This window comes from Pseudomonadales bacterium (genome assembly GCA_024234215.1).
Classification (GTDB): domain Bacteria; phylum Pseudomonadota; class Gammaproteobacteria; order Pseudomonadales; family UBA5862; genus JACKOQ01.
Window position 1 is genome coordinate 32,111 of the sequence record JACKOQ010000006.1, and the last position, 22,285, is coordinate 54,395.

Consider the following 22,285-nt stretch of genomic DNA (forward strand, 5'->3'; position numbering starts at 1 on the left):
AAGGCGATGGCCGGTCACGGCCGGCCATCGTCCTTGGCCGCCTCCTTGACCTGAACCAGAAAATCCTCGCGGCTGATCCTGAGAAGCAGCAACAGGCTCGACGCGACATAGACCGAGGAGTAGGTGCCGAACCCCACACCGATCAGCAGTGCCTTGGAGAAGCCATGAATCGCATCCCCGCCCAGAAAGAACAGCGCCAGCACCGCCAGAATCACGGTCAGGGAGGTGAAGATGGTCCGGTCGAGCGTCTGGGTGATGGAGATGTTGATCACCCGATAAGAGCTCTCCTTGCGAATCTTGCGGAAGCATTCGCGAATCCGGTCACCGACCACGATGCTGTCATTCAGCGAGTAGCCGATGATCGCCAGCACTGCCGCCAGCACGGTGAGGTCGAACTCCCACTGGAAGAGCGCAAAGGCACCGAGGGTGACCACCACGTCATGGAACAGCGCCAGCACCGCACCAACCGCGAACTTCCACGGAAAGCGCCAGGCGACATAGAGCAGCACGGCGATCAGCGCGACAAAGACCGCCAGCAACCCTTTCTGCAACAGCTCATCGCCCACCTGTGAACCGACGAATTCAGCCCGCGTCAGAGTGACGCTGCCGCTGCGCTGCGGATCGAGCAGCTGCACGACCTCTTCACCCAGCCCGGCCTTGAACTCCCGGTGCAGCCGCACCAGCAGCTCATTCTGACTGCCGAAGTGCTGCACCACGGCATCGAGACCCGCACCATGCAGGGTGTCGCGCACCTGTTGCGGATCGGCGGGCTGGCTGAAGTGCAGCTCGATCAGTGAGCCACCCGAAAAGTCGAGCCCCAGATTGAAGCCACGCAGCGCAATCGCCAGCACCGCCACCACCATCAGAACGATGGAGAAGCCGCCGACCGGCTTGCGCCAGCCCATGAAGTCAATGATCTTTTCATCCGCCATCCGGCCGCTGCTCCTGGTATCAGATCAACAGTTTTTTCACTTTGCGCCCACCGTAGATCAGGTTGATCAGCGCCCGTGAACCGGTGACGGCCGTGAACATCGAGACGATGATGCCGATCGACAGGGTGATGGCAAAGCCCTTTACCGGTCCGGTGCCGATCAGATAGAGGATGAAGGTGGCGATCAGGGTGGTCAGGTTGGAGTCGAGAATGGTCAGAAAGGCCCGGTCGAAGCCGGCGCTGATCGCCGCCTGCGGTGACATGCCGTTCTTCAGCTCCTCGCGGATGCGGCCAAAGATCAACACGTTGGCATCGACCGCCATCCCCATCGCCAGCACGATGCCGGCAATGCCGGGCAGCGTGAGGGTCGCCGAGATCAGCGACATCACCGCCACCAGCAGCGCCAGGTTCACCATCAGGGCCACATTGGCGATCAGGCCGAACAGCTTGTAGACCAGCACCATGAACAGCATCACCAGAGCGATGCCGATCAGCGCCGACCGGGTGCCCAGACGGATGTTCTCCTGCCCCAGGCTCGGGCCGACGGTGCGCTCCTCGACAAAGACCATCGGCGCGGCCAATGCGCCGGCGCGCAGCAGCAGTGCCAGTTCGGCCGCCTCCTGCGGACTGTCGAGACCGGTGACCCGAAAGCTGTTGCCGAGCGGCGATTGAATGGTGGCCAGCGAAATGATCTTGCGTTCGTTGACCCGAACCGGCTCGCGCACCCGCTGCCCATCGCGTTCACGCTCGACCATGCGCACCTTCTGCTCGATGAAGAGCACGCCCAGACGGCGACCGACATTTTCGCGCGTCGCATCGAGCATGCGCTTGCCGCCACGGCTGTCGAGGTCGATGTTGACCTGCGGCCGGCCATTCTCGTCATAGGAGGATTGCGCATTGGAGACGCTGTCGCCGGTGGTGACCACATCGCGCTCCAGCCGCGCCTCGCCGAGCCGTTCGTCACGGAAAGCGAACTGCTCGCCCTTGGCCGGATCGCGCGCCTCCAGGCGGAACTCCAGGTTGGCGGTCTTGCCGAGGGTCCGCTTGGCCTGCGCGGTGTCCTGCACGCCGGGCAACTCCACCACGATGCGGTTGCTGCCTTGGCGCTGCACCAGCGGTTCGGCCACGCCCAGCTCATTCACCCGGTTGCGCAGCGTGGTGAGGTTCTGCTCCATCGCATAGTCGGCGATCTCCTTCACCTTGGCTTCGGTCAACCGCAGATCGAGAAAGAGCCGCTCCCCCTCGCCCCCTTCGGCCACCGCGAATTCACGGTACTGCCCGCGAACCCACTCCGCCGCCTTGGTGCGCTCCTCGGCCGTGTTGAAGTGCAGCCGCAACCGCCCATCCACCTGCGGCTCCAGCTGCCGGTAGCGCAGCTTCTCTTCGCGCAGCCGCTGGCGCAGTTCGGCCACATAGATCTCCTGCCGCTGCTTGATCGCCGCCTGGGTATCCACCTCCATCAAGAAGTGCACACCGCCACTGAGGTCGAGCCCCAGCTTCATCGCCTTGGCACCAATGGCCAGCAACCACTGCGGCGTGGTCGGCGCCAGGTTGAGGGCCACTACATGCCCCTCGCCCAGGCTCTGATCGATCACCGCCTTCGCCGGCAGTTGCTGGTCGCGCTGCTGCAGGCGGATCATCACACTGCCGTTGTCGAGCCGCTCGGCTGCCTGATGGCCAATGCCGGCCGCATCGAGTGCAGTGCCAAGCTGGGTGACCACCCCATCGGTCACCAGTTCGCCACTGCGCTCGCGCGAGATCTGGATGGCTGGCTGGTCAGGAAAGAAGTTCGGCGTGGCATAGATGAACCCATACAGGGTCACGGCCAGAATCAGCAGATTCTTCCAAAGCGGATAACGGTTCACCATGCCACCCTGTGCAGCTCGTCCGATCAGAATGCAGAAAGAAGGATAGAAGAGGGCCGAGCGGTCGCCTTCCGGACTCAGATCGCCTTCATCGTGCCCTTGGGCAGCGAGGCAGTGATGGCCTGGCGCTGGAACTTCAGTTCGATGTTGTCAGCCACCTGCAACACCACGAACCCCTCTTCGATCTTGGTGACCCGACCGATCAGCCCGCCGGTGGTGAGCACCTCATCGCCCTTGGCCAGCTCATCGATCAGCTTCTTGTGCTCCTTGGCCCGCTTGCTCTGTGGCCGCCAGATGATGAAGTAGAACAGCAACACGAAGCCGGCCAGCATGGCGATGTTGATCAGCTCCGCGCCAGGCGGCGGCGCGGCGGGTCCTTCTGCATGCGCCAAAGAAATGAGAGACAGCATTGATTGACAGACCTTTGATGAACAATAACAAGAGGTTGGATAAATTTTATTATCCGTTTTCGATGGCCTGCTGGCCATGAAAGTCGGCGACAAAGGCGGCTAATCTACCTTGTTCGATGGCGGTGCGCAAACCAGCCATCAGCGCCTGATAGTAGTGCAGGTTGTGCAATGTATTGAGCGTCGCACCGAGCATCTCGCCACATTTGTCCAGATGGTGCAGGTAGGCACGGCTGAAGTGGCGACAGGTGTAACAACCGCACTGGGGATCAAGCGGCGCCGTGTCATGCCGATAGCGGGCATTGCGAATCCGCACCTTGCCCTGACTGGTGAAGAGGTGACCATTGCGACCATTGCGGGTCGGCAACACGCAGTCGAACATGTCGATGCCCTGGCAGACGGCATGGACCAGATCCTCGGGCGTGCCGACACCCATCAGATAGCGGGGCCGATCGGCCGGCAACTCGGCGGCGCAGTGCGCCAGCGTCTGATACATCTCCGCCTTGGGCTCACCAACCGACAGGCCACCGATCGCATAGCCGTCAAAACCGATCTCGACCAGCCCGGCCAGCGACTGCGTGCGCAGCGCGTGGTACATCCCCCCCTGCACGATGCCGAACAGCGCCGCCGGATTGTCGTCATGGGCCTGCCTGCTGCGCGCGGCCCAGCGCAGCGACAGCTCCATCGACTCACGCGCCTGCTCGAAGGTGGCCGGATAGGGTGTGCACTCGTCAAAGATCATGACGATGTCCGCACCCAGTTCGCGCTGCACCTGCATCGACCGCTCGGGCGACAGAAAGACCTCGGCACCATCGACCGGTGAACGAAAGCGCACACCCGCCTCAGTGATGCGCCGCATCTGTCCCAGGCTGAACACCTGAAAACCGCCCGAATCGGTCAGGATCGGCCGCGGCCAGCCGATGAACTCATGCAGATCGCCATGGGCGCGCACCACCTCGGTGCCAGGACGCAGCATCAGATGAAAGGTGTTGCCGAGGATGATCTCGGCGCCCAGCGCCTCCAGATCACGCGGCATCATCCCCTTGACCGACCCATAGGTGCCGACCGGCATGAAGGCGGGCGTCTGCACCATCCCGCGCGGAAAGCGCAACCGCCCCCGCCGCGCCGCGCCGTCACTGGCCAGCAGCTCGAACTGCATGAAGCTGCTCACGAAGCGGCTCCGGCGCGCGGCCAGGGCAACTGCCCATGCTCGATCAACATCGCATCTCCATAGCTGAAAAAGTGATAACCCATCTCGACCGCGACCCGGTAGGCCTCCATCGTCTGCCGATGGCCGGCAAAGGCCGCCACCAGCATCAGCAGCGTCGACTCGGGCAGATGAAAGTTGGTGATCAGCGCATCCACCACCCGAAAGGGCGCGCCGGGGTGGATGAAAATCTGCGTCTCGCCACTGAAGGGCTGCAAGAGCCCACCCTGCGCCGCGCTCTCCAGTGCGCGCACGCTGGTGGTGCCGACCGCCACCACCCGCCCGCCACGCTGTCGGGTGCGCGCCACCTGCTCGACCAGTTCCGGCGACACCTCGATCGACTCGCTGTGCATGCGATGCTGATCGAGCGCATCGACCCGCACCGGCTGAAAGGTCCCCGCCCCCACATGCAGGGTCACGGTGCCCCAATCGATGCCGGCCTCGGCCAGCGCGCTCAACAGCGGCTGATCGAAGTGCAACCCGGCGGTCGGCGCCGCCACCGAACCCTCCTGCCGGGCATAGAGGGTCTGATAGCGCTCGCGATCGAGCGGCTCGGCCGCGCGCGCCATGTAGGGCGGCAGCGGCACCTCGCCATGCCGCGCCAGCAGCTCGGCAAAGCTGATGGCGCCATCGAGCTCGATTCGATGGAGATCCGCTTGCCGGTCGATCAACTGCGCCTCGATCCCTTCAGGCAGCAGAATCACTCCACCGGGCCGCAGCGGCTTGCTGGCCCGCAGATGGCACAATGCCTGTCGCGGCGACAACATCCGCTCCACCAGCAGCTCCACCCGGCCGCCACTCGGCTTTCGGCCATAAAGACGCGCCGGAATCACCCGGCTGTCATTCGCCACCAGCAGATCACCCGGGCGCAGCAGCGCGACCAGATCGGCAAAACGGTGATGACTGAGCGCACCGCTGTCGGCCTGCAACCGCAGCAGACGGCTGCCGCTGCGCGATGGCGCCGGATAGCGGGCAATCAGTTCGGCGGGCAGATGGTAGTGAAAATCGCTGCGTCGCATGGCGGGCCGATCGAAAAATGGCGCAGACTAATGCAAAAGTGCAGGTGACTCCAGAACGGCGCCTGCTATAATCGGCGCCGCTCAGATGGCCGAGATGGCGGAACAGGTAGACGCGCCAGACTCAAACTCTGGTGGTGGCAACACCGTGTCGGTTCGATTCCGACTCTCGGCACCAGACATCCTTTCGCTCCAGTGCGAATCATTCCACAAGCCCGGGGAATTGGGGACAGACCACGGTTTCTGGTTTCTGCTCCGCTTTGGCAGAAAACCGTAACGGGAAACCGTGGTCTGTCCCCAATTCTTCAAGCATCGTCAACCGCTGCGACCGATCACCCGCTGCACTTGCGCCAGCAATCCTTTGGGAATTGAGGGAATTGGCGGAATTGGCGGAATTGGGGACAGACCACGGTTTTACTGCTCAGATTCCTTCCCGGTCAGCGCTGAAAAACAGAAAAGCCGTGGTCTTCAATTCTCTCAATTCTCGAATTCGGCACCGCCATGCTGGGCTTTGCGCGAAGGTCCGGACTGGACGAATAATGGGTTGGGTTTATGGTGTCCATAGGAGACGAACAAAGCTCCCGTTCCAGTCGCCGAGCGCCACGAGTAGTAAAGAATGCGGCAGAAAAAATGAATCTACGACGGCAGACGAATGCCTTCCATAACTGACGTCGCGAATCGAATTCGGAAGTGTTCGTTTCCAGAAGACCGTTTCGGACCGCACCTTCCCGTCTGTGAAATCCTGTTAGTCCTCGCAGAACAATGACGATCCCTTACGTCCAACCGCGTGCCTTATCGATGCCATCACCGTCTTGCGTTTTACGGGAACAAGCGATTCAGCTGTATCAGATGACAGTGAGCACGTGTAGGTAGCGGAAATCTTCGACCAGGACGCGTCGCTTGTATGGAGCCCGCACGCTCACGTTGAATCGGCGCGTGACAAGCAAACACCAGATATTTGGAGCTTTGTGCCGCCTTGCTCGCCAGAAGGAAGTAGCTGGCCTCATAGGCCGGTCGCAAGCGCTGTTCCATGTATAGCGTCGACGTAGATGTGCAAGCATCATGGGTGCTTGAACTCGAACGTGCATGATTGGATCCAGCGAACTGCATTGCAACAGCCTCGGTGAAGGTGAACACCGATGCCAAAAGCGACAAGAACGCAACATGGTCGCGACGAAAATGCGTTATCGTTTGGCCGGGCGGCATGTAGATCCCTCACGATTTCTTGCAGGCCCTAACTATAAATGGACACCCCAAAAGGTGGCTTGTTTTACACCTTACGGGTGTCTAATACCTTGCCGGGCAACGCTACACCGAGGTTAAGCGTCATGTCAAACGTGGTAGTACACCCCAAAACGATTGTCGACCACGCCTCCGGCGGGGAATCCAAGCCGAAGCTGCTGGATGAGGTACGCGCCCACATCCAGCGGTTGAACTACAGCATCCGCACCGAGGATGCGTACGTCGATTGGGTACGCCGGTTCGTGCTGTTTCACGACAAACGCCACCCGCGGGAGATGGGTGCAGCCGAGAAGAATTGGAAGAATTTGGGACAGACTGAGCTATCCCCAATTCCCCTACTTTTATCGACAGTGAGCAGTGGAGCACTGCGGCCACGGTGAAAATTCATCCTCCCGTCAACCGGGCGTCACAATTGCCGTCTACCGTGCGTCCGTGAAGGGAGAACAGCCAGCTTCGATCCGCCATCGAGTGGTCTCTTCTCTTCCGCAACGAATGGGTTCGGCCGTCGGCCGGATGCCATTCATCCTGATGGCCCATAACCATTCGACGAACACGCACAGGAGAATCCGTCATGCCAACGCGCACCAGACTTTCGCTTGCCATCGCTCTGGCCCTCGCCAGCCAGTATGCCGCAGCCGCTTCCACCCAATTCGACAACTTCACGCCGCTGGCTGCCTCCAGCCCGGCCAACCCCACCGGCTCACCGCTGGAGACCACCACTCCGCTGACCCTCTCCAGCCCAAAATTCAAACAACAGGTGATCGCCCAGCGCAACACCCAGACCGGCCTTGGCCAGTTCAACAGCGGCGCCTGGGACATGATCACCACCAATGAAACCGGCCCGGATGCCGGCCGCTACCTGTTCACCGTATTCGAAAGCGGCCAGTCGGGCGTGCAGCGCACCGACACCTGGAACAACAATGCCACCCAGACCCTCTGGCGCAGCCCGGCGGCCGGCGGCCATGTCGCTTTTGATGCCTCCTACTGGACACCCTGGGGTTCGTTCATCACCGCCGAGGAGAGCTGGACCACCGCGCCCGGCGGCGCCACCACCAGCCCCTATGGCCGTCTTTATGAGATGACCAATCCGCTCAGCAGCAACATCACGCCGAACTTCGTGCACCGCAACGTGATTCCCCGCACTTCGCATGAAGGCATCCAGTTCGACCAGGCGAACCATATGTACTTCATCGATGAGCTGAATGGCGGCAATGTCTATCGCTACAGCTCAGCGGCGGGTGCCGGTTCCAGCTACTTCGATGCCGGCAAGACTTCGGTACTGCGCATCGGTGATGGCAACACCCCCAATGCCACCGGTGCGTTCAGCTGGGTCGACATCACCGATGCCAGCGGCAACGGCCTGGCCGGCACCCTGACCATCACCGACCCCAACGGTGTCGTTTCGCTCGACGCGCGCAACACCACCGACCTGGCTGCCTTCAAGGGCACCGACTATCAGCGTCCGGAAGATCTGCAGATCAAGCGGGCGGCCAACGGCGATGAGCTGCTGTTCATGACCACCACCACCACCAACGAAGTCTATACGGTCAACCTGACCTCGGGCATGGTCTCGGTCTTTGCCGATCGCAACACCATCAACCTGCATGACAATCTGGCGGTGGGCTCTCCTGACTTCACCAGTCCCGACAACCTGGCGATGGATGCCGCCGGCAACATCTACATCATCGAGGACCAACCCGGCGGCATGGCCGACATCTGGTTTGCCAAGGACACCAACCACGATGGCGACCTGAATGATGCAGGCGAAGGCTTGGCGCTCTGGGCGTCGATGAACACCAACGGCGCCGAACCGACCGGCCTCTACTTCGATCCGTTCAACCCGAACCGTGCCTGGCTCAACATCCAGCATCCGGCGAGCGGCAACGATGTGATGGTCGAGCTGACCGCGGTACCGCTGCCTGCCGCACTGCCGCTGTCGCTGTCGGCACTGGCAGCGCTCGGTCTGGTGGCACGTCGCCGCACGGCCTGATCGACTGACAGCCGGCAGCACTGCTGCCCTGGGACCCCCGCTCCATGGCGGGGGTCTTTTTTCTGAAAGCCCCTGCTCCCATTCCTCGACCTGCTGTGTTCAACTTGCCATGTCCTACCCTGTTGAACTCTTTGCACACCGGAGCAGAAGCCAAGATGAGTCAGCTCGAAATCGGCACGGTCATTCCCCCGTTCAGCGTCCAGTCCACAGCCGGAGAGATCACGCCACGGATGCTGCATGGCCGGCAGTGGGTGCTCTACTTCTATCCGAAGGATGCCACCCCCGGCTGCACCAGCGAGGGACAGGATTTCCGCGACCTCCATCCAGAGTTCCGCGCCTGCAACACCGAACTGTTCGGTGTCTCGCGCGATTCGCTCGCCAGCCATGAACGATTCCGGCAGACGCAGGGGTTCCCGTTCGCGTTGATCAGCGACAGCGACGAAACCCTCTGCCGGCTGTTCGATGTGATTCAGGAAAAGAACATGTATGGCCGCAAGGTGTTCGGCATCGAACGCTCCACCTTCCTGATCGATGCCGAGGGTCGGCTGGCACGCATCTGGCGCAAGGTGAAGGTCAAGGGCCATGCCGCCGAGGTGCTCGCCGCCTGCGGCGGCCGATGAGCGCCTGCTGCGCCGGCCGGGTCAAGAGTGATATATTCGCGCGCGGCGTCCAGACGCTGAACAGAAGATAAAAACACCACACCAAGCACGCCAGGGCCGGCATCCACAACCGGCAGGTGCTCGACAAGGAGAACCATGATGTCAACCGAATCGGCCGAGTTGCGCGAATTCCGCGCCCAAGTCCACAACTGGCTCAAGAGCAACCGGCCACCCAAGCCGAGCTTCCCGCTGCCGCAATCCTTCACCGAAGTGGGCAACAACGATCAGTTCGAATACCTGCGCGACTGGCAGCAGAAGGTCTATGAGGCGGGCTACCTCGGCATGGCCTGGCCCAAGCAGTACGGCGGTGGCGGCATGCCGCAGGCCTATCAGGACATCGTCACCGAAGAGATGTACCGGCTGCGCACGCCACTGATGGTCAATGCAGTGGGGCTGTCATGGGCCGGCCCGACCATTCTCAAGCATGGCACCGAGGCGCAGAAGAAGAAGTACATCCGGCCGATTCTGGAGGCCAGCGAAATCTGGTGTCAGGGTTTCTCCGAGCCCGACCACGGCTCCGACCTCGGCAATGTGCAGACCCGTGCCGTGCGCGACGAGGCCAGCGGCGACTACATCATCAATGGCCGCAAGATCTGGACCACGCTGGGTGAGCAGGCCAAGCACATCATTCTGCTGGCGCGCACCAACCCCAATGCGCCGAACAAGTATGCCGGCCTCAGCTTCTTTCTGGCGCCGATGGATGTTCCCGGCGTCGAGGTGCTGCCGATCAAGAAGATCACCCATGAGTACGGCTTCAACGAGACCGTCTTCACCGACGTGCGCATCCCGGCCGAGAGCATGATGGGCAACGAGGGCGAGGGCTGGTTCATCGCCATGACGGTGCTGACCTTCGAGCGCGGCGTGACCGGCGGTCAGGCCGGCGGCAACATGATGGAGATCAAGAACGTGCATGACATCCATGCACTGGGCCGCGGGCTGTTCCGCGATGGCAAGCTGGCACTGCAAGACCCGTCGCTGCGGGCCGAGCTGATCGATCTCTACATCACCGAGCGGGCGCACAAGCTGAACAAGCTCCGTGAGGATTTCCCGGTACTGCAAACGCCAGAGCGGACCGGCGGGCTTGGCCTCGGCAACAAGCTGGTGATGTCGGAAGATCGCCACCAGATGGCGCAGTTCGCGGTGCGCATGCTGGGCAACCAGACGCTGCTCTACGCCGATGATCCCGATGTGACGGCCGATGGCCTGTGGCAGCATGCCCGGCTGGCCGCCTTCGCCGGTTCGATTGGCGGCGGCACCACCGAAGTGCAGCGCAACATCATCGCCGAGCGGGTGCTTCGCCTGCCCAAATCGCGCTGAGCGCGGCCACACTGCCACCCGTGCGTTGATACCTCATTGATAAAAAGGTCAAGGACATGAATCTTTCCGAAACAGAACTGAATTTCCAATGCAGCGAAGAGCTGGGGATGCTGACCGACGCCGCCACCAGCTACCTGCGCGAGAACTCCACCATCGCCGACGCCCGCCGTCTGGCCGAGACCGACAGCGGCTACTCTCCCGAGCAGTGGCAGACGCTGGCCGAGATGGGCTGGCTGGGGCTGGCCACGCCCGAAGAGTTCGGCGGCAGCGGCCTGGGCTATGTCGAGCTGACCAAGATCAGCGAGCTGATGGGCCGTTACCTCTTCTCCTCCCCGTTCCTGGCCACCACGCTGGCCAGCCAGGCGCTGATCGCCAGCCATGATGAAGACAAGAAGATGCAGTGGCTGCCAGAGCTCAGCAGTGGCAGCAGCATTGCCACGCTGGCACTGATGGAGCAGAACAACTCCTGGGAGCTGGGCGACATCACCTGCACCGCCGACAGCAGTGGCGACGGCTACCGCCTCGACGGCATCAAGCAGTTCGTCCTCGACGGCCAGAATGCCGACCTGATGCTGGTGACCGCACTGCTGAAGGGTCGACCGGCGCTGTTCCTGCTGACCCCTGATCTGGTGAAAAAGCTCGTTCAGCGTCCGGAACAGTTGACCCACCACGCCCGCCGCAGCAGCCGCTTCAGGTTCGGTGGCCTGCAACTGCCGAAATCGGCCCTGCTGGCCGAGGGGGACGAAGCCAGGCGGATTCTCGGCCATGTTCACTCGCTGGCCTGGCTGCTGCTGGCCGCCGACCATGCCGGCACCGCCAACGGCGCCATCGAGCTGACCGCCGAATACCTGCGGGTGCGCAAGCAGTTCGGCAAATACATCGGCACTTACCAGGCGCTCTCTCACCCGCTGGTCAACGCGGCGATGCTGACCGAAGACACCCTCTCGCTCGCCTACCATGGTGCTGCACTGTTCGATGGCACCCTGGGTGGGCAGTCGGAGATCTCCGCCCGCATGGCCAAGGTGCGCGGTGGCGAGGCCAGCACGCTGGCCGGCTCACGGGCGATCCAGTCGCATGGCGGCATGGGCTTCACCTGGGAGTGTCACGCCCACCTCTACTTCAAGCGTGGACAGTGGAACGAGTACAGCTTTGGCGATGGCGGCCACCAGAAACGTCATCTTGCCGATCTGATCATCGGTGACCTGCCGCACTGATCTGGCCCTCCATGGCTGGGCCGGAGCGTTCCGGTTCAGCCATGGAGCCGATGTTCGAGCTTGGCAGCTCGATTGCTTCATGAAGAGAGGAATGACCGGGATTTTCAAGGGCAACCCGCATGAAACCGTCACCACGGCTGATTCCTCTGCATTCCGATTCTGGCACTGATCTTTCCCCTGACGAACAGGCCGCAGTCACGGTGGCCCTCGACGGCCAGTGCGACCAATCGGCGCTGCTGCCGATCCTCCACGCAGTGCAGGATGCGCTCGGTTATGTGCCCAGCGCCGCCGTCCCGCTGATCGCCCACCAGCTCAACCTCTCCCGCGCCGAAGTGCATGGCGTGGTCAGCTTTTATCACTGGTTTCGCCAGCAGCCACCGGGCCAGCATGTGCTCCACCTCTGCCGCGCCGAGGCGTGTCAGACGGTGGGCGGCCGCGCACTCGAAGCCCATGTCATGCGCACCCTCGCCGTCGAGTTCGGCCAGACCAGCGCCGACGGCGCAGTCACGCTGGAGCCGGTCTACTGCCTGGGCAACTGCGCGCTGGGCCCCTCACTGATGGTCGATGGCACACTGCATGGCCGCGTGACGGCCAGCCGCTTCGATCAACTGCTGCGCCAGCTGCGCGACGACGCCGACGAGGCCGCAGCACCATGACTGTCCGGCTCTATCTGCCCGGTGATGCCTCGGCACTCTCGGTCGGCGCCGAGCAGACCGCCCAGGCGCTCATCGCCGAGGCGCGACAGCGTGGCAGCGAGATCGAACTGATCCGCAACGGCTCGCGCGGCCTGTTCTGGCTGGAGCCGCTGCTCGAGGTGGTCACGCCCGGCGGGCGGCTCGCCTATGGCCCGGTGACGGCCGAGGATGTCGCGGGACTGTTCGATGCCGGCCTGCTGCAGGGCGGCCACCATCCGCTGGCCTTGGGGCCGACCGAAGAGATTCCCTGGCTGAAGCGGCAGCGGCGGCTCACCTGTGCCCGCATCGGTCTGATCGATCCAGCCAGCCTCAGCGATTTTGTCTCCCATGGCGGTTACCGGGGTCTGCAACAGGCTTTTGCGATCGGCCCCGAAGAGACACTGAAAACCGTCGCCGACTCCGGTCTGCGCGGCCGTGGCGGCGCGGCCTTTGCCACCGGCCGCAAGTGGCGGACCGTGGCCGAAACGCCGGCCACCCAGAAATACATCGTCTGCAATGCCGACGAAGGCGACTCCGGCACCTTTGCCGACCGCCTGCTGCTGGAGGGTGATCCCTTCGCGCTGATCGAAGGCATGACCATCGCCGGTTTCGCCACTGGCGCAACCGAAGGCTACATCTATCTGCGCTGCGAATACCCGCACGCCGCCCGTGCGCTGCGCAAGGCGATCGCCACCGCGCGCAGCGAGGGCCATCTGGGCGAGAACATCCTCGGCAGCGGCCACCACTTCGACCTGCAACTGCGTCTCGGTGCCGGTGCCTACATCTGCGGCGAAGAGAGCGCACTGCTCGAGAGCCTGGAGGGACGCCGCGGTCAGGTGCGCTTTCGCCCGCCGCTGCCGGCAGTCAAGGGACTGTTTGGTGCACCCACCGTCGTCAACAACGTCATCACCCTCACCTCGGTGCCGACCATTCTTGCCGAGGGTGCCGACAGCTACCGCGCCCTCGGCAGCGGCCAGTCGCGTGGCACGCTGCCGATTCAACTGGGCGGCAACATTCGTCATGGGGGACTGATCGAACTGCCCTTCGGCGTGACCCTGAACGAGCTGCTCCACGACCATGGCGGCGGCAGCGCCAGTGGTCGGCCGATCCGCGCGGTGCAGGTGGGTGGCCCGTTGGGCGCCTACCATCCGGTCAGCCAGTTCGACACCGCCATCGACTACGAAGCCTTCGCGGCGATCGGCGGCATGCTCGGCCATGGCGGCATCGTGGTGTTCGATGACAGCGTCGACCTGGCCGAACAGGCGCGTCATGCCATGGCGTTCTGCGCCCATGAGTCCTGTGGCAAGTGCACGCCCTGCCGCATCGGTTCGACCCGTGGCGTCGAGGTGATCGACCGCCTGCGTGCCGGGCAGGAGCCGCTGGCGCAGCAGGCACTGCTGCGCGACCTCTGCCACACCCTGACCCACGCTTCGCTCTGTGGCCTCGGCAGCCTCACCCCCTATCCGGTGCTGAGTGCCCTCGACCACTTTCCCGAAGATTTCCAACCGCGACCGGTTGGCTCCACTGTGCAGTGAGGTCGCCATGCGTTCGATCGCCGAAACCGACCTGGGAACCCCCGCCAGCCCTTCGACCGAACAGATCAGCCTGACCATCGATGGCCAGCCGGTGACCGTTCCGGCCGGCAGCTCGGTGCTGCGCGCCGCCGCCAGCCTCGGCACGCAAATCCCCCGGCTCTGCGCCACCGATCAACTGGAGCCCTTCGGCTCGTGCCGGCTCTGTCTGGTGCAGATCGATGGCATGAAGGGCTATCCCGCCTCCTGCACCACCCAGGTGGCCGAAGGGATGCAGGTGACCAGCCAGAGTGCCGAACTGGCCCGACTGCGGCGCGGGGTGATGGAGCTCTACATCTCCGATCATCCGCTCGACTGCCTCACCTGCCCGGCCAACGGCCACTGCGAACTGCAACAGATGGCCGGTGCGGTGGGTCTGCGCGAGGTGCGCTATGGCCATGACGGCGCCAACCATCTCGCTCTGGCCAAGGATGAGAGCAACCCCTACTTCAGCTTTGATCCGGCCAAGTGCATCCTCTGTTCACGCTGCGTGCGTGCCTGCGATGAACAGCAGGGCACATTGGCACTGACCATCGACGGCCGCGGTTTCGACGCCAAGGTGGTGGCCAGTCAGAAGGCCACCTTTCTCGATTCGGAGTGTGTTTCCTGCGGTGCCTGTGTGCAGGCCTGCCCGACCGCGACCCTGAGCGAAAAATCGCTGATCGAGCTGGGACAGGCCGAACACAGCGTCGTCACCACCTGTGCCTACTGCGGCGTGGGCTGTTCGTTCCGTGCCGAGATGCGTGGCGAGACGGTGGTGCGCATGGTGCCGGACAGCCGGGGCGCCGCCAACCATGGCCACGCCTGCGTCAAGGGCCGCTTCGCCATCGGTTACGCCACCCACCCCGACCGCATCACCCGGCCGCTGCTGCGCGAGAAAATCAGCGACCCGTGGCGCGAAGTGAGCTGGGAAGAGGCGATTGCCGAGGCCGCCGCCCGCTTTCGTTCGATCCAGGCCCGCCATGGCCGCGATGCCATCGGCGGCATCACCTCGTCGCGCTGCAGCAATGAAGAGACCTATCTGGTGCAGAAGCTGGTGCGGGCCGGTTTCGGCAACAACAACGTCGACACCTGTGCCCGGGTCTGCCACGCGCCGACCGGTTACGGGCTCAAGCAGACACTGGGAGAATCGGCCGGCACCCAGAACTTCGATTCGGTGATGCAGGCCGACGTGATTCTGATCATCGGCGCCAACCCGACCGATGGCCATCCGGTCTTCGCCTCGCAACTGAAGCGGCGGCTGCGCCAAGGCGCCCGACTGATTGTGGCCGATCCGCGCCGGATCGATCTGGTGCGCTCGCCGCACATCGAGGCCGCCTGGCATCTGCAACTGCGCCCCGGCACCAATGTCGCGCTGATCAACGCACTGGCCCATGTCATCGTCACCGAATCACTGGTCGACGAGGCCTTTGTGCAACAGCGTTGTGACATGCAGTCATTCGAGCGCTGGCGCCGGTTCGTCGCCGACGATCGGCACTCGCCTGAAGCCACCGAATCGATCACCGGCGTGCCGGCTGCCAGCCTGCGCGCCGCTGCGCGGCTCTATGCCAGCGGTGGCAACAGCGCCATCTACTACGGGCTGGGGGTGACCGAGCACAGCCAGGGCTCGACGATGGTGATGGGCATTGCCAATCTGGCGATGGCCGCCGGACAGCTCGGCCGTGCCGGGGTCGGCGTCAACCCGCTGCGGGGACAGAACAACGTCCAGGGCGCCTGTGACATGGGCTCCTTTCCGCATGAGTTTCCGGGCTATCGCCATGTCTCCGATGCGCAGACACGCCAGGCATTCGAAAGTGCCTGGGGCGTGCCGCTGCAAGGCGAACCCGGATTGCGCCTGCCCAACATGTTCGAGGCGGCCATCGATGGCGAATTCTTCGGCCTCTACATCCAGGGCGAGGACATCGCCCAGTCGGAACCCGACAGCCAGCGTGTTGCCAATGCGTTGCGCGCGATGGAGTGCGTCGTGGTGCAGGATCTGTTTCTGAACCAGACCAGCCAGTTCGCCCACATCTTTCTGCCCGGTTCGTCGTTCCTCGAAAAGGAGGGCACCTTCACCAATGCCGAGCGGCGCATCTCGCGGGTGCGCCAGGTGATGCGGCCCAGGGCCGGCCATGCCGACTGGCAGATCACCCAGATGCTGTCGAATGCACTCGGCCATTCGATGCACTACGGCCATCCGTCCGAGATCATGGCCGAAATCGCCAGTCTGACCCCGAGTTTTTCCGGCGTCAGCTATGAAAAACTCGACCGTCTGGGCAGCATCCAGTGGCCCTGTGACGCCCGCCATCCCGATGGAACAGTGGTGATGCACAGCGAAACATTCACCCGTGGCCTCGGGCAGTTCATGGTCACCGAGTATGTGCCGACCGAGGAGCGGGTCAATGCCGAATATCCGCTGATTCTGACCACCGGCCGCATCCTGTCGCAGTACAACGTCGGCACCCAGACCCGCCGCACCGCCAACCTGCTCTGGCATGACCAGGATCTCGTCGAGATCCATCCGCACGATGCCGAAGAGCGCGGCATCGGCGCGAACGACTGGGTGCGGCTGCAGAGCCGCTCCGGCGCCACGCTGATGCGCGTTCAGATCACCGACCGGGTGCCACCCGGCGTGGTCTACACCACCTTTCACTTTCCCGAGTCGGGCGCCAACATCCTCACCACCGAGAACTCCGACTGGGCCACCAACTGTCCGGAATACAAGGTGACGGCCGTGCAGCTGACCCGCGTCAAGCCGCCAGCCCAGGCGGTGCCGCAGTGATGGAGAGCTCGACTCCACCCGCCGGCACCGCTGCGGTCACGGTGACCACCGTGCAGGATGGCCGGATCAGCCGTGCAGCCGATCTGCTCGCCACCGAGGTGCCGGTGGCGCTCCACTGCAATGGCTCTCCTTTCGTGGTGATGATGGCGACACCACACCAGCTCGACGACTTCGCCCACGGCTTTTCGGTCAGCGAAGGGTTGGTCGACTCGATCGACGAGATCACTGCCTGCGCAGTCCGTCCCATCGAACCCGGACGCCCGCTGGCCGGCTTCGAGATCGCCCTGCAAATTCCACCGGCACGCCATGCCGCGCTGCTGAAGCGGCAGCGCAACCTGCTCGGTCGCAGCAGTTGCGGGCTCTGCGGCACCGCCACCATCGAGGCCGCCATGCACTCACCGCGGCCAGTGACCAGCTCCATGACGCTGCCGACCGGTGCCATCGACCGGGCGCTTGCGGCGCTCGCGCATCATCAACCGCTGAACCAGCTGACCGGCGCGTTGCATGGCGCCGCCTGGTGCACGATCACCGGCGAAATCACTGCCCTGCACGAGGATGTCGGCCGCCACAATGCGCTCGACAAGCTGATTGGCCAGCGACTGCGCGCACGGGATGATTTCGCCGCCGGCTTCGCGCTGATCACCAGCCGTGCCAGCTATGAGATGGTGCAGAAGTCTGCCAGCGTCGGAATTGCCGTTCTGGTCGCCGTCTCGGCACCCACCCTGGCAGCGGTTGAACTCGCCACAGCCTGCAACATCACGCTGGTCGGCTTTGCCCGTGGCAACCGCCATCTGATCTACAGCCATCCGCAGCGGTTGCTGGCCAGCGCGGACTCCGGGCGGGTGGCCGCACGATGAGTGGGCAGCAGCTGGTAGAGATGGCCAATGACATCGCCACCTTCTTTGCGGCCGAGCCCGATCCGGCCGTGGCCACACTGGGCATCGAGAGCCACCTGCGCAAGTTCTGGTCGCCACGGATGCGCACGAAGCTGATCGAACAGTGGCGGCGCGATGACAGCGCACTGACGCCACTGGCCGCAGCAGCGGTGGCACGGCTGGCGCAGACCGAGCAGATCGACGAGGATCAGCCGCAGCAGTAGAGATCCCTACCCGATCGAGCCTGCGCCCCGCTGCTGCACATGCAGTTTGGCGCCGATGAAGTCGCGGTGTGAGACGTAGAGCAATTCGGCCACCTTGCGGATCAGATGCTCCTCGTAGCGGTCGAGGCGGTTGTCGGCCAGCGCGATGCGCCACATCGCCTCGATCAGTGCCACCCGCTGGGGGTAGCTGTAGTGGTCACGAATCAGGTCGGTGAACTGGAACAGCGAGGTGGCCTCGCGCTGCGCCTGCTCCGCCAGTTCCAGCAAGGTCTCGACCTCCTCCGGTGCAAGCTGCTGATGTTGCTGCAGCAGCGTCAGCAGCGCTTCGCGCTCACGCGGATCGAAGGCATGGTCGGCACGCATCACCTCGACCAGCAGTGCCGCGGTGGCCAGCCGCAGCGCATGGCTGGCGTCACCCTGGTCCGCAGCGGGCTGACACATCCGCTCAAAGAACTCTCTGATCGCAAGCAGCATGGTGGTGCTCCGGTGGGTCGATTCAGGCGGCGTGCAGCAGCGCTACCGCCTCATGCAGCAACCGGACGTCGTGCCGTCGCCGTGGCCCCTGTTCGCTCAGATGGCGGCGGAAGTGGCGCGCGCCGGGTTGGCCCTGAAACAGGCCCAGCAGATGGCGGGTCATCGCATGCAGCGGCACCCCCAGCGTCAACTGCTGTTCGATGTAGGGATGCAGCCGCTGCAGAATCTCCAGACGACTGGCCGGCTCGCCGGCCTGTTGGTAGATCCGCTGCTCGGCCTCCAGCAGGATGGCCGGATTGTGGTAGGCCTCGCGACCGATCATGCAGCCATCGACGAAGGCGAGCTGCTCGCTCACCTGATCGAGCGTTTTCAACCCTCCATTCAGGATGATCTCGAGCTGGGGAAAGTGCTGCTTGAGCCGATGGACCCGCGGGTAGTCGAGTGGCGGAATCTCGCGGTTCTCCTTTGGACTCAGCCCCTTCAGCCAGGCCTTGCGGGCATGAACGGTGATGCTGCCGACCCCGGTGCGGGCGATGGTCTCGACAAAGCGGCACAGCAGCTCGAAGGAGTCGGCCTCATCGACGCCGATGCGGATCTTGGCGGTGACCGGAACCTGCACCGCTTCGGCCATCGCCCGCAGGCACTCCTCGACCAGTGTCGGCTCCTTCATCAGACAGGCGCCGAACCGGCCCGCCTGCACCCGGTCGCTGGGGCAGCCGAGGTTGAGGTTGATCTCGTCATGGCCCCACTGCTCGCCGATGCGCGCTGCTGCTGCCAGCTCCCGCGGATCACTGCCACCCAGCTGCAACGCCAGCGGATGTTCGGCGGCATCATGGTCGAGAAACCGGGCGGGGTCGCCATGGCAGAGCGCCGCACTGGTGATCATCTCGGTGTAGAGCAGCAGCCGTGGCGAGAACAGCCGCAGAAAGAAGCGGGCATGGCGGTCGGTGCAACCCATCATCGGCGCGATGCTGAGGCGACGATCGAGCCTCACGGGCAGAACAGCAGTGGTCAAGGGCAATTTCCGGGTTGAACAGAGGGCATGATTATAGCTGCATGACATCGCCACGGTGGTGAAACAGGTCGGCTCCGCACTGGTTTCTTGAAATCAACCATTTGTTTTGAATGGTATTTTGGCAGCGACAGAGGTGACAAGGGCAAGTCGTGCATGGTATTGATAGCCACGGCGCGCTCTGCGTGCAGTCAGGATTTTCGTTCATTCACCTCAGGAGCAACTCCAATGACACTCAAAGCGGGCGATTCCATTCCTGCGGCCACCCTCGCCACCATGACCGAGGCCGGCCCCAAGCCACTCACCACCGATGAGATCTTCAAGGGCAAGAAGGTGGTGCTGTTCGCGGTGCCGGGCGCCTTCACCCCGCTCTGCAGCGGTCAGCACCTGCCCGGCTATGTCAAACTCGCCAAGGAGATCAAGGCCAAGGGGGTCGACACCATTGCCTGCGTCTCGGTCAACGATGTCTTCGTGATGGGTGCCTGGGGCAAGTCACAGGGTGCCGACGAGATTCTGCTGCTGGCCGATGGCAATGCCGCTTTCACCAAGGCAATGGGGCTGGAGCTCGACGGTACACCGATGAACCTCGGCATCCGCTCGCAGCGCTATGCGATGATCGTCGACGATGGCGTGATCAAGACGTTGCAGGTCGAGGAGGGGCGCAACTTCGCCGTCAGCAACGCAGAGTCGATGCTGGCACTGCTGTAACCCGGCCCCCGATGGCGGGCCCTGCCCGCCATCAGCCTGACCCACGCGCATGTTCCCGCTCTACGATGAAAACCCTTCGGTCCGGCTGCCGCTGACCACGCTTGCACTGATCATCGGCAATGGCCTGGTCTGGCTGCTGTTGCAGCAACTCGGCAGCAGCGAGGGGCTGGCGCGCTCGATCTGCCAGCATGGCCTGATTGCGGGCGAACTGCTGCAGCGGGTGCCGCCCGGCAGCAGCTTTGCGCTCGATGCGCAGTTCCGCTGCGTGCTCGATGGCTCCGGCGGCTGGCTCACGCTGTTCAGTTCGATGTTCATGCATGGCGGCTGGATGCACCTGATCGGCAACATGTGGTTTCTGTGGGTTTTTGGCGACAATGTCGAAGATGCGATGGGCCACAGCCGCTTTCTGCTCTTCTATCTGCTGTGCGGTCTGGCCGCTGCTGCGGCGCAGATCGCCACCAATCCGGCCAGCACCGTGCCGATGGTGGGTGCATCGGGCGCGATTGGCGGCGTCATGGGCGCCTATGCCCGGCTCTATCCCAGAGCGCGCATCCAGATGCTGGTGATTCTCGGCTTCTATGTCACCCGGGTCGCGGTGCCGGCACTCTTCATGCTGGGCTACTGGCTGCTGCTGCAACTGCTGGGCGCCCTGCCGGCACTCGGCCGCCTGGGGGGCGGGGTGGCCTTCTGGGCCCACATTGGCGGCTTCGCGGCCGGCGTGGTGCTGGCCGGGCCGCTGACGCGCGCTGACTACCTGCAACAGCATCTGCGCCAACCGCCACGCCGCGGCGCGCGCTACCGCTTTTAGCCGCCACGGAAACCCGCTCATGTCCCTGTTGCACGCCACATCGCGCTGGCTGCGCTCACCCGTGGTGGCCTGGGCACTCTATGACTGGGCCAACTCGGCCTTCGCGCTGGTGGTGCTGACCACCTTCTTTCCGCTCTTCTTCAAGACCCACTGGAATGCCGGTGTGCCGGCCGAACTGAGCACCTTTCGCCTCGGCCTCACCAACAGCCTGACCATCGCGCTGGTGGTGGTCAGCGCGCCACTGCTGGGTGCACTGGCCGACACCGGCAGCGGCAAGAAGCCGCTGCTGACGCTCTTTCTGCTGATCGGTCTGATTGGCACGCTGGGGTTGTGGTGGTTCGACAGCGGTCCTTGGTGGGTGGCCGCACTGCTGTTCGGACTGGCTTACCTCGGCTTTGCCACCAGCAATGTCTTCTATGACGCGCTGCTGATCGATGTGTCGCCCCCCGATCGGCTGGAGTGGAACTCGGCGCTTGGTTTCAGCCTCGGCTACATCGGCAGCAGCCTGCTGTTCATGTTCGACCTGCTGCTGATCCAGGATCCGCAGCGCTTCGGGCTCGACAGCCAGTCCGAGGCGATTCGCTTCGGCTTTCTGTCGGTGGCGCTGTGGTGGGGCCTCTTCTCGCTTCCGCTGCTGTGGCGCGTGCATGAGCACCCGCTGCCAGCCCGTGCCGCCGGCCCGCGCATCCGCCAGAGCCTGCAAGCGCTGCGTGCGACCGTGCGGCTGCTGTTCAGGGAACGCACCATCGGCCTGTTTCTGCTGGCCTACTGGCTCTACATCGATGGCGTCGACACCGTCATCGCCATGGCGGTCGACTATGGCCTGGCGATCGGGCTCGAGGCCAGCGACCTGCTGCAGGCGATTCTGCTGACCCAACTGGTCGGTTTTCCTGCGGCACTGCTGTTCGGCTGGCTGGCCACGCGCAGTGGCATCCGGCCCGCGCTCTACATCGGGCTCGCGGTCTACATGCTGGTGACGCTGGGTGGCGCCTGGCTCAACAGTGCATGGCAGTTCTACCTGCTGGCGGTCACCATCGGTCTGGTGCAGGGCGGTGTGCAGTCACTGAGCCGGGCCTACTTCGCCAGAGTGATTCCAGCCGAGCGTTCCGGTGAGCTGTTTGGCTTCTACAACATGATCGGCAAGTTCGCGGCGGTGCTGGGACCACTGCTGGTCGGACTGACGAGCTGGCTGAGCGGCAGCAACCGGCTGGGGCTGCTGTCACTGCTGCTGCTGTTCGGCAGCGGCCTCTGGCTGCTGACGCGGTTGCCGGTATTGCCGCCCCCCTCCGGCACCCTCTCGAACGATTAGCAGCCGCGCCAGCGGGCGGTC

Annotated in this window: 20 protein-coding genes and 1 tRNA gene; 14 read left to right on the top strand and 7 right to left on the bottom strand. The window is 63.7% G+C overall.

The annotated features are described in order from the left end of the window. Positions 1–14 precede the first annotated feature (14 nt). The 5 genes from secF to queA form a co-directional block, all read right to left on the bottom strand. On the bottom strand, positions 15–932 hold the full coding sequence (gene secF / locus H7A13_10825; GenBank protein MCP5333828.1) for a protein translocase subunit SecF: 918 nt from the start codon (positions 930–932) through the stop codon (positions 15–17). A 19-nt stretch (positions 933–951) separates the two neighbouring features. After that, complete coding sequence (gene secD / locus H7A13_10830; protein MCP5333829.1) at positions 952–2,799, bottom strand: protein translocase subunit SecD; 1,848 nt, start codon at positions 2,797–2,799, stop codon at positions 952–954. A 74-nt stretch (positions 2,800–2,873) separates the two neighbouring features. After that, positions 2,874–3,206 carry a preprotein translocase subunit YajC gene (gene yajC / locus H7A13_10835; GenBank protein MCP5333830.1) on the bottom strand — a complete coding sequence of 111 codons (333 nt, stop codon included), beginning with the start codon at positions 3,204–3,206 and terminating at the stop codon, positions 2,874–2,876. A gap of 49 nt (positions 3,207–3,255) precedes the next feature. After that, on the bottom strand, positions 3,256–4,362 hold the full coding sequence (gene tgt / locus H7A13_10840; protein ID MCP5333831.1) for a tRNA guanosine(34) transglycosylase Tgt: 1,107 nt from the start codon (positions 4,360–4,362) through the stop codon (positions 3,256–3,258). 8 nt (positions 4,363–4,370) lie between these two features. After that, a complete protein-coding gene (gene queA / locus H7A13_10845) occupies positions 4,371–5,429 on the bottom strand; it encodes a tRNA preQ1(34) S-adenosylmethionine ribosyltransferase-isomerase QueA (GenBank protein ID MCP5333832.1) in 1,059 nt (352 codons plus the stop codon). Between the two features lie 88 nt (positions 5,430–5,517). Here queA and H7A13_10850 point away from each other — a divergent pair. The 11 genes from H7A13_10850 (at position 5,518) to H7A13_10900 (ending at position 17,953) form a co-directional block, all read left to right on the top strand. Further along, positions 5,518–5,604 (top strand) — tRNA-Leu (locus H7A13_10850). A gap of 1,150 nt (positions 5,605–6,754) precedes the next feature. Beyond that, positions 6,755–7,048, top strand: coding sequence for a phage integrase N-terminal SAM-like domain-containing protein (locus tag H7A13_10855; GenBank protein MCP5333833.1), 294 nt, complete (start codon positions 6,755–6,757; stop codon positions 7,046–7,048). Positions 7,049–7,239: 191 nt separating this feature from the next. After that, positions 7,240–8,658 carry a DUF839 domain-containing protein gene (locus tag H7A13_10860; GenBank protein ID MCP5333834.1) on the top strand — a complete coding sequence of 473 codons (1,419 nt, stop codon included), beginning with the start codon at positions 7,240–7,242 and terminating at the stop codon, positions 8,656–8,658. Positions 8,659–8,813: 155 nt separating this feature from the next. Next, positions 8,814–9,278: a peroxiredoxin gene (locus H7A13_10865; protein MCP5333835.1), complete on the top strand. Its 465-nt coding sequence runs from the start codon at positions 8,814–8,816 to the stop codon at positions 9,276–9,278. Positions 9,279–9,416: 138 nt separating this feature from the next. Beyond that, a complete protein-coding gene (locus H7A13_10870; GenBank protein MCP5333836.1) occupies positions 9,417–10,634 on the top strand; it encodes an acyl-CoA dehydrogenase family protein in 1,218 nt (405 codons plus the stop codon). A gap of 56 nt (positions 10,635–10,690) precedes the next feature. After that, positions 10,691–11,848, top strand: a complete 1,158-nt coding sequence (locus tag H7A13_10875; protein ID MCP5333837.1) for an acyl-CoA dehydrogenase family protein — start codon at positions 10,691–10,693, stop codon at positions 11,846–11,848. Between the two features lie 119 nt (positions 11,849–11,967). Further along, positions 11,968–12,504 (top strand): formate dehydrogenase subunit gamma, encoded by a 537-nt coding sequence (locus H7A13_10880; protein MCP5333838.1) that lies wholly within the window; start codon positions 11,968–11,970, stop codon positions 12,502–12,504. Then, complete coding sequence (locus H7A13_10885) at positions 12,501–14,057, top strand: formate dehydrogenase (GenBank protein ID MCP5333839.1); 1,557 nt, start codon at positions 12,501–12,503, stop codon at positions 14,055–14,057. Before H7A13_10880 ends, H7A13_10885 begins: the two co-directional genes overlap by 4 nt. 7 nt (positions 14,058–14,064) lie before the next feature. After that, positions 14,065–16,854: a formate dehydrogenase subunit alpha gene (gene fdhF, locus H7A13_10890; protein ID MCP5333840.1), complete on the top strand. Its 2,790-nt coding sequence runs from the start codon at positions 14,065–14,067 to the stop codon at positions 16,852–16,854. After that, on the top strand, positions 16,854–17,711 hold the full coding sequence (fdhD, locus tag H7A13_10895) for a formate dehydrogenase accessory sulfurtransferase FdhD (GenBank protein MCP5333841.1): 858 nt from the start codon (positions 16,854–16,856) through the stop codon (positions 17,709–17,711). The genes fdhF and fdhD overlap by 1 nt, the downstream gene beginning before the upstream one ends. Continuing rightward, the gene (locus tag H7A13_10900) at positions 17,708–17,953 is read left to right on the top strand and encodes a formate dehydrogenase subunit delta (GenBank protein ID MCP5333842.1); all 246 of its coding nucleotides are present in this window, start codon (positions 17,708–17,710) and stop codon (positions 17,951–17,953) included. The genes fdhD and H7A13_10900 overlap by 4 nt, the downstream gene beginning before the upstream one ends. A gap of 6 nt (positions 17,954–17,959) precedes the next feature. On the opposite strand, the gene H7A13_10905 is transcribed toward H7A13_10900, so the two are convergent. Both H7A13_10905 and dusA read right to left on the bottom strand, forming a co-directional pair. Further along, positions 17,960–18,427: a TerB family tellurite resistance protein gene (locus H7A13_10905; protein MCP5333843.1), complete on the bottom strand. Its 468-nt coding sequence runs from the start codon at positions 18,425–18,427 to the stop codon at positions 17,960–17,962. Positions 18,428–18,449: 22 nt separating this feature from the next. Next, entirely contained in the window at positions 18,450–19,490 is a 1,041-nt protein-coding gene (gene dusA / locus H7A13_10910; protein MCP5333844.1) for a tRNA dihydrouridine(20/20a) synthase DusA, read from the bottom strand. A 177-nt stretch (positions 19,491–19,667) separates the two neighbouring features. Between dusA and H7A13_10915 the strand changes: the two genes are divergently transcribed. Genes H7A13_10915 through H7A13_10925 form a run of 3 tightly spaced genes read left to right on the top strand, consistent with a single transcriptional unit; the run spans position 19,668 to position 22,264 of the window. Continuing rightward, positions 19,668–20,147, top strand: coding sequence for a peroxiredoxin (locus H7A13_10915; GenBank protein ID MCP5333845.1), 480 nt, complete (start codon positions 19,668–19,670; stop codon positions 20,145–20,147). A gap of 49 nt (positions 20,148–20,196) precedes the next feature. Continuing rightward, positions 20,197–20,955, top strand: coding sequence for a rhomboid family intramembrane serine protease (locus tag H7A13_10920; GenBank protein ID MCP5333846.1), 759 nt, complete (start codon positions 20,197–20,199; stop codon positions 20,953–20,955). Positions 20,956–20,974: 19 nt separating this feature from the next. Next, on the top strand, positions 20,975–22,264 hold the full coding sequence (locus H7A13_10925) for an MFS transporter (GenBank protein ID MCP5333847.1): 1,290 nt from the start codon (positions 20,975–20,977) through the stop codon (positions 22,262–22,264). The last annotated feature ends 21 nt before the right edge of the window (positions 22,265–22,285 follow it).

Coding starts and splice junctions, on each gene's coding strand:
- H7A13_10920 (MCP5333846.1), top strand. CDS start 20,197: ATGTTCCCGCTCTACGATGAAAACCCTTCGGTCCGGCTGCCGCTGACC.
- H7A13_10900 (MCP5333842.1), top strand. CDS start 17,708: ATGAGTGGGCAGCAGCTGGTAGAGATGGCCAATGACATCGCCACCTTC.
- H7A13_10865 (MCP5333835.1), top strand. CDS start 8,814: ATGAGTCAGCTCGAAATCGGCACGGTCATTCCCCCGTTCAGCGTCCAG.
- H7A13_10875 (MCP5333837.1), top strand. CDS start 10,691: ATGAATCTTTCCGAAACAGAACTGAATTTCCAATGCAGCGAAGAGCTG.
- H7A13_10855 (MCP5333833.1), top strand. CDS start 6,755: ATGTCAAACGTGGTAGTACACCCCAAAACGATTGTCGACCACGCCTCC.
- H7A13_10885 (MCP5333839.1), top strand. CDS start 12,501: ATGACTGTCCGGCTCTATCTGCCCGGTGATGCCTCGGCACTCTCGGTC.
- secF (MCP5333828.1), bottom strand. CDS start 932: ATGGCGGATGAAAAGATCATTGACTTCATGGGCTGGCGCAAGCCGGTC.
- H7A13_10870 (MCP5333836.1), top strand. CDS start 9,417: ATGTCAACCGAATCGGCCGAGTTGCGCGAATTCCGCGCCCAAGTCCAC.
- H7A13_10905 (MCP5333843.1), bottom strand. CDS start 18,427: ATGCTGCTTGCGATCAGAGAGTTCTTTGAGCGGATGTGTCAGCCCGCT.
- queA (MCP5333832.1), bottom strand. CDS start 5,429: ATGCGACGCAGCGATTTTCACTACCATCTGCCCGCCGAACTGATTGCC.
- tgt (MCP5333831.1), bottom strand. CDS start 4,362: ATGCAGTTCGAGCTGCTGGCCAGTGACGGCGCGGCGCGGCGGGGGCGG.
- yajC (MCP5333830.1), bottom strand. CDS start 3,206: ATGCTGTCTCTCATTTCTTTGGCGCATGCAGAAGGACCCGCCGCGCCG.
- fdhF (MCP5333840.1), top strand. CDS start 14,065: ATGCGTTCGATCGCCGAAACCGACCTGGGAACCCCCGCCAGCCCTTCG.
- fdhD (MCP5333841.1), top strand. CDS start 16,854: ATGGAGAGCTCGACTCCACCCGCCGGCACCGCTGCGGTCACGGTGACC.
- secD (MCP5333829.1), bottom strand. CDS start 2,799: ATGGTGAACCGTTATCCGCTTTGGAAGAATCTGCTGATTCTGGCCGTG.
- H7A13_10925 (MCP5333847.1), top strand. CDS start 20,975: ATGTCCCTGTTGCACGCCACATCGCGCTGGCTGCGCTCACCCGTGGTG.
- H7A13_10915 (MCP5333845.1), top strand. CDS start 19,668: ATGACACTCAAAGCGGGCGATTCCATTCCTGCGGCCACCCTCGCCACC.
- H7A13_10880 (MCP5333838.1), top strand. CDS start 11,968: ATGAAACCGTCACCACGGCTGATTCCTCTGCATTCCGATTCTGGCACT.
- dusA (MCP5333844.1), bottom strand. CDS start 19,490: ATGTCATGCAGCTATAATCATGCCCTCTGTTCAACCCGGAAATTGCCC.
- H7A13_10860 (MCP5333834.1), top strand. CDS start 7,240: ATGCCAACGCGCACCAGACTTTCGCTTGCCATCGCTCTGGCCCTCGCC.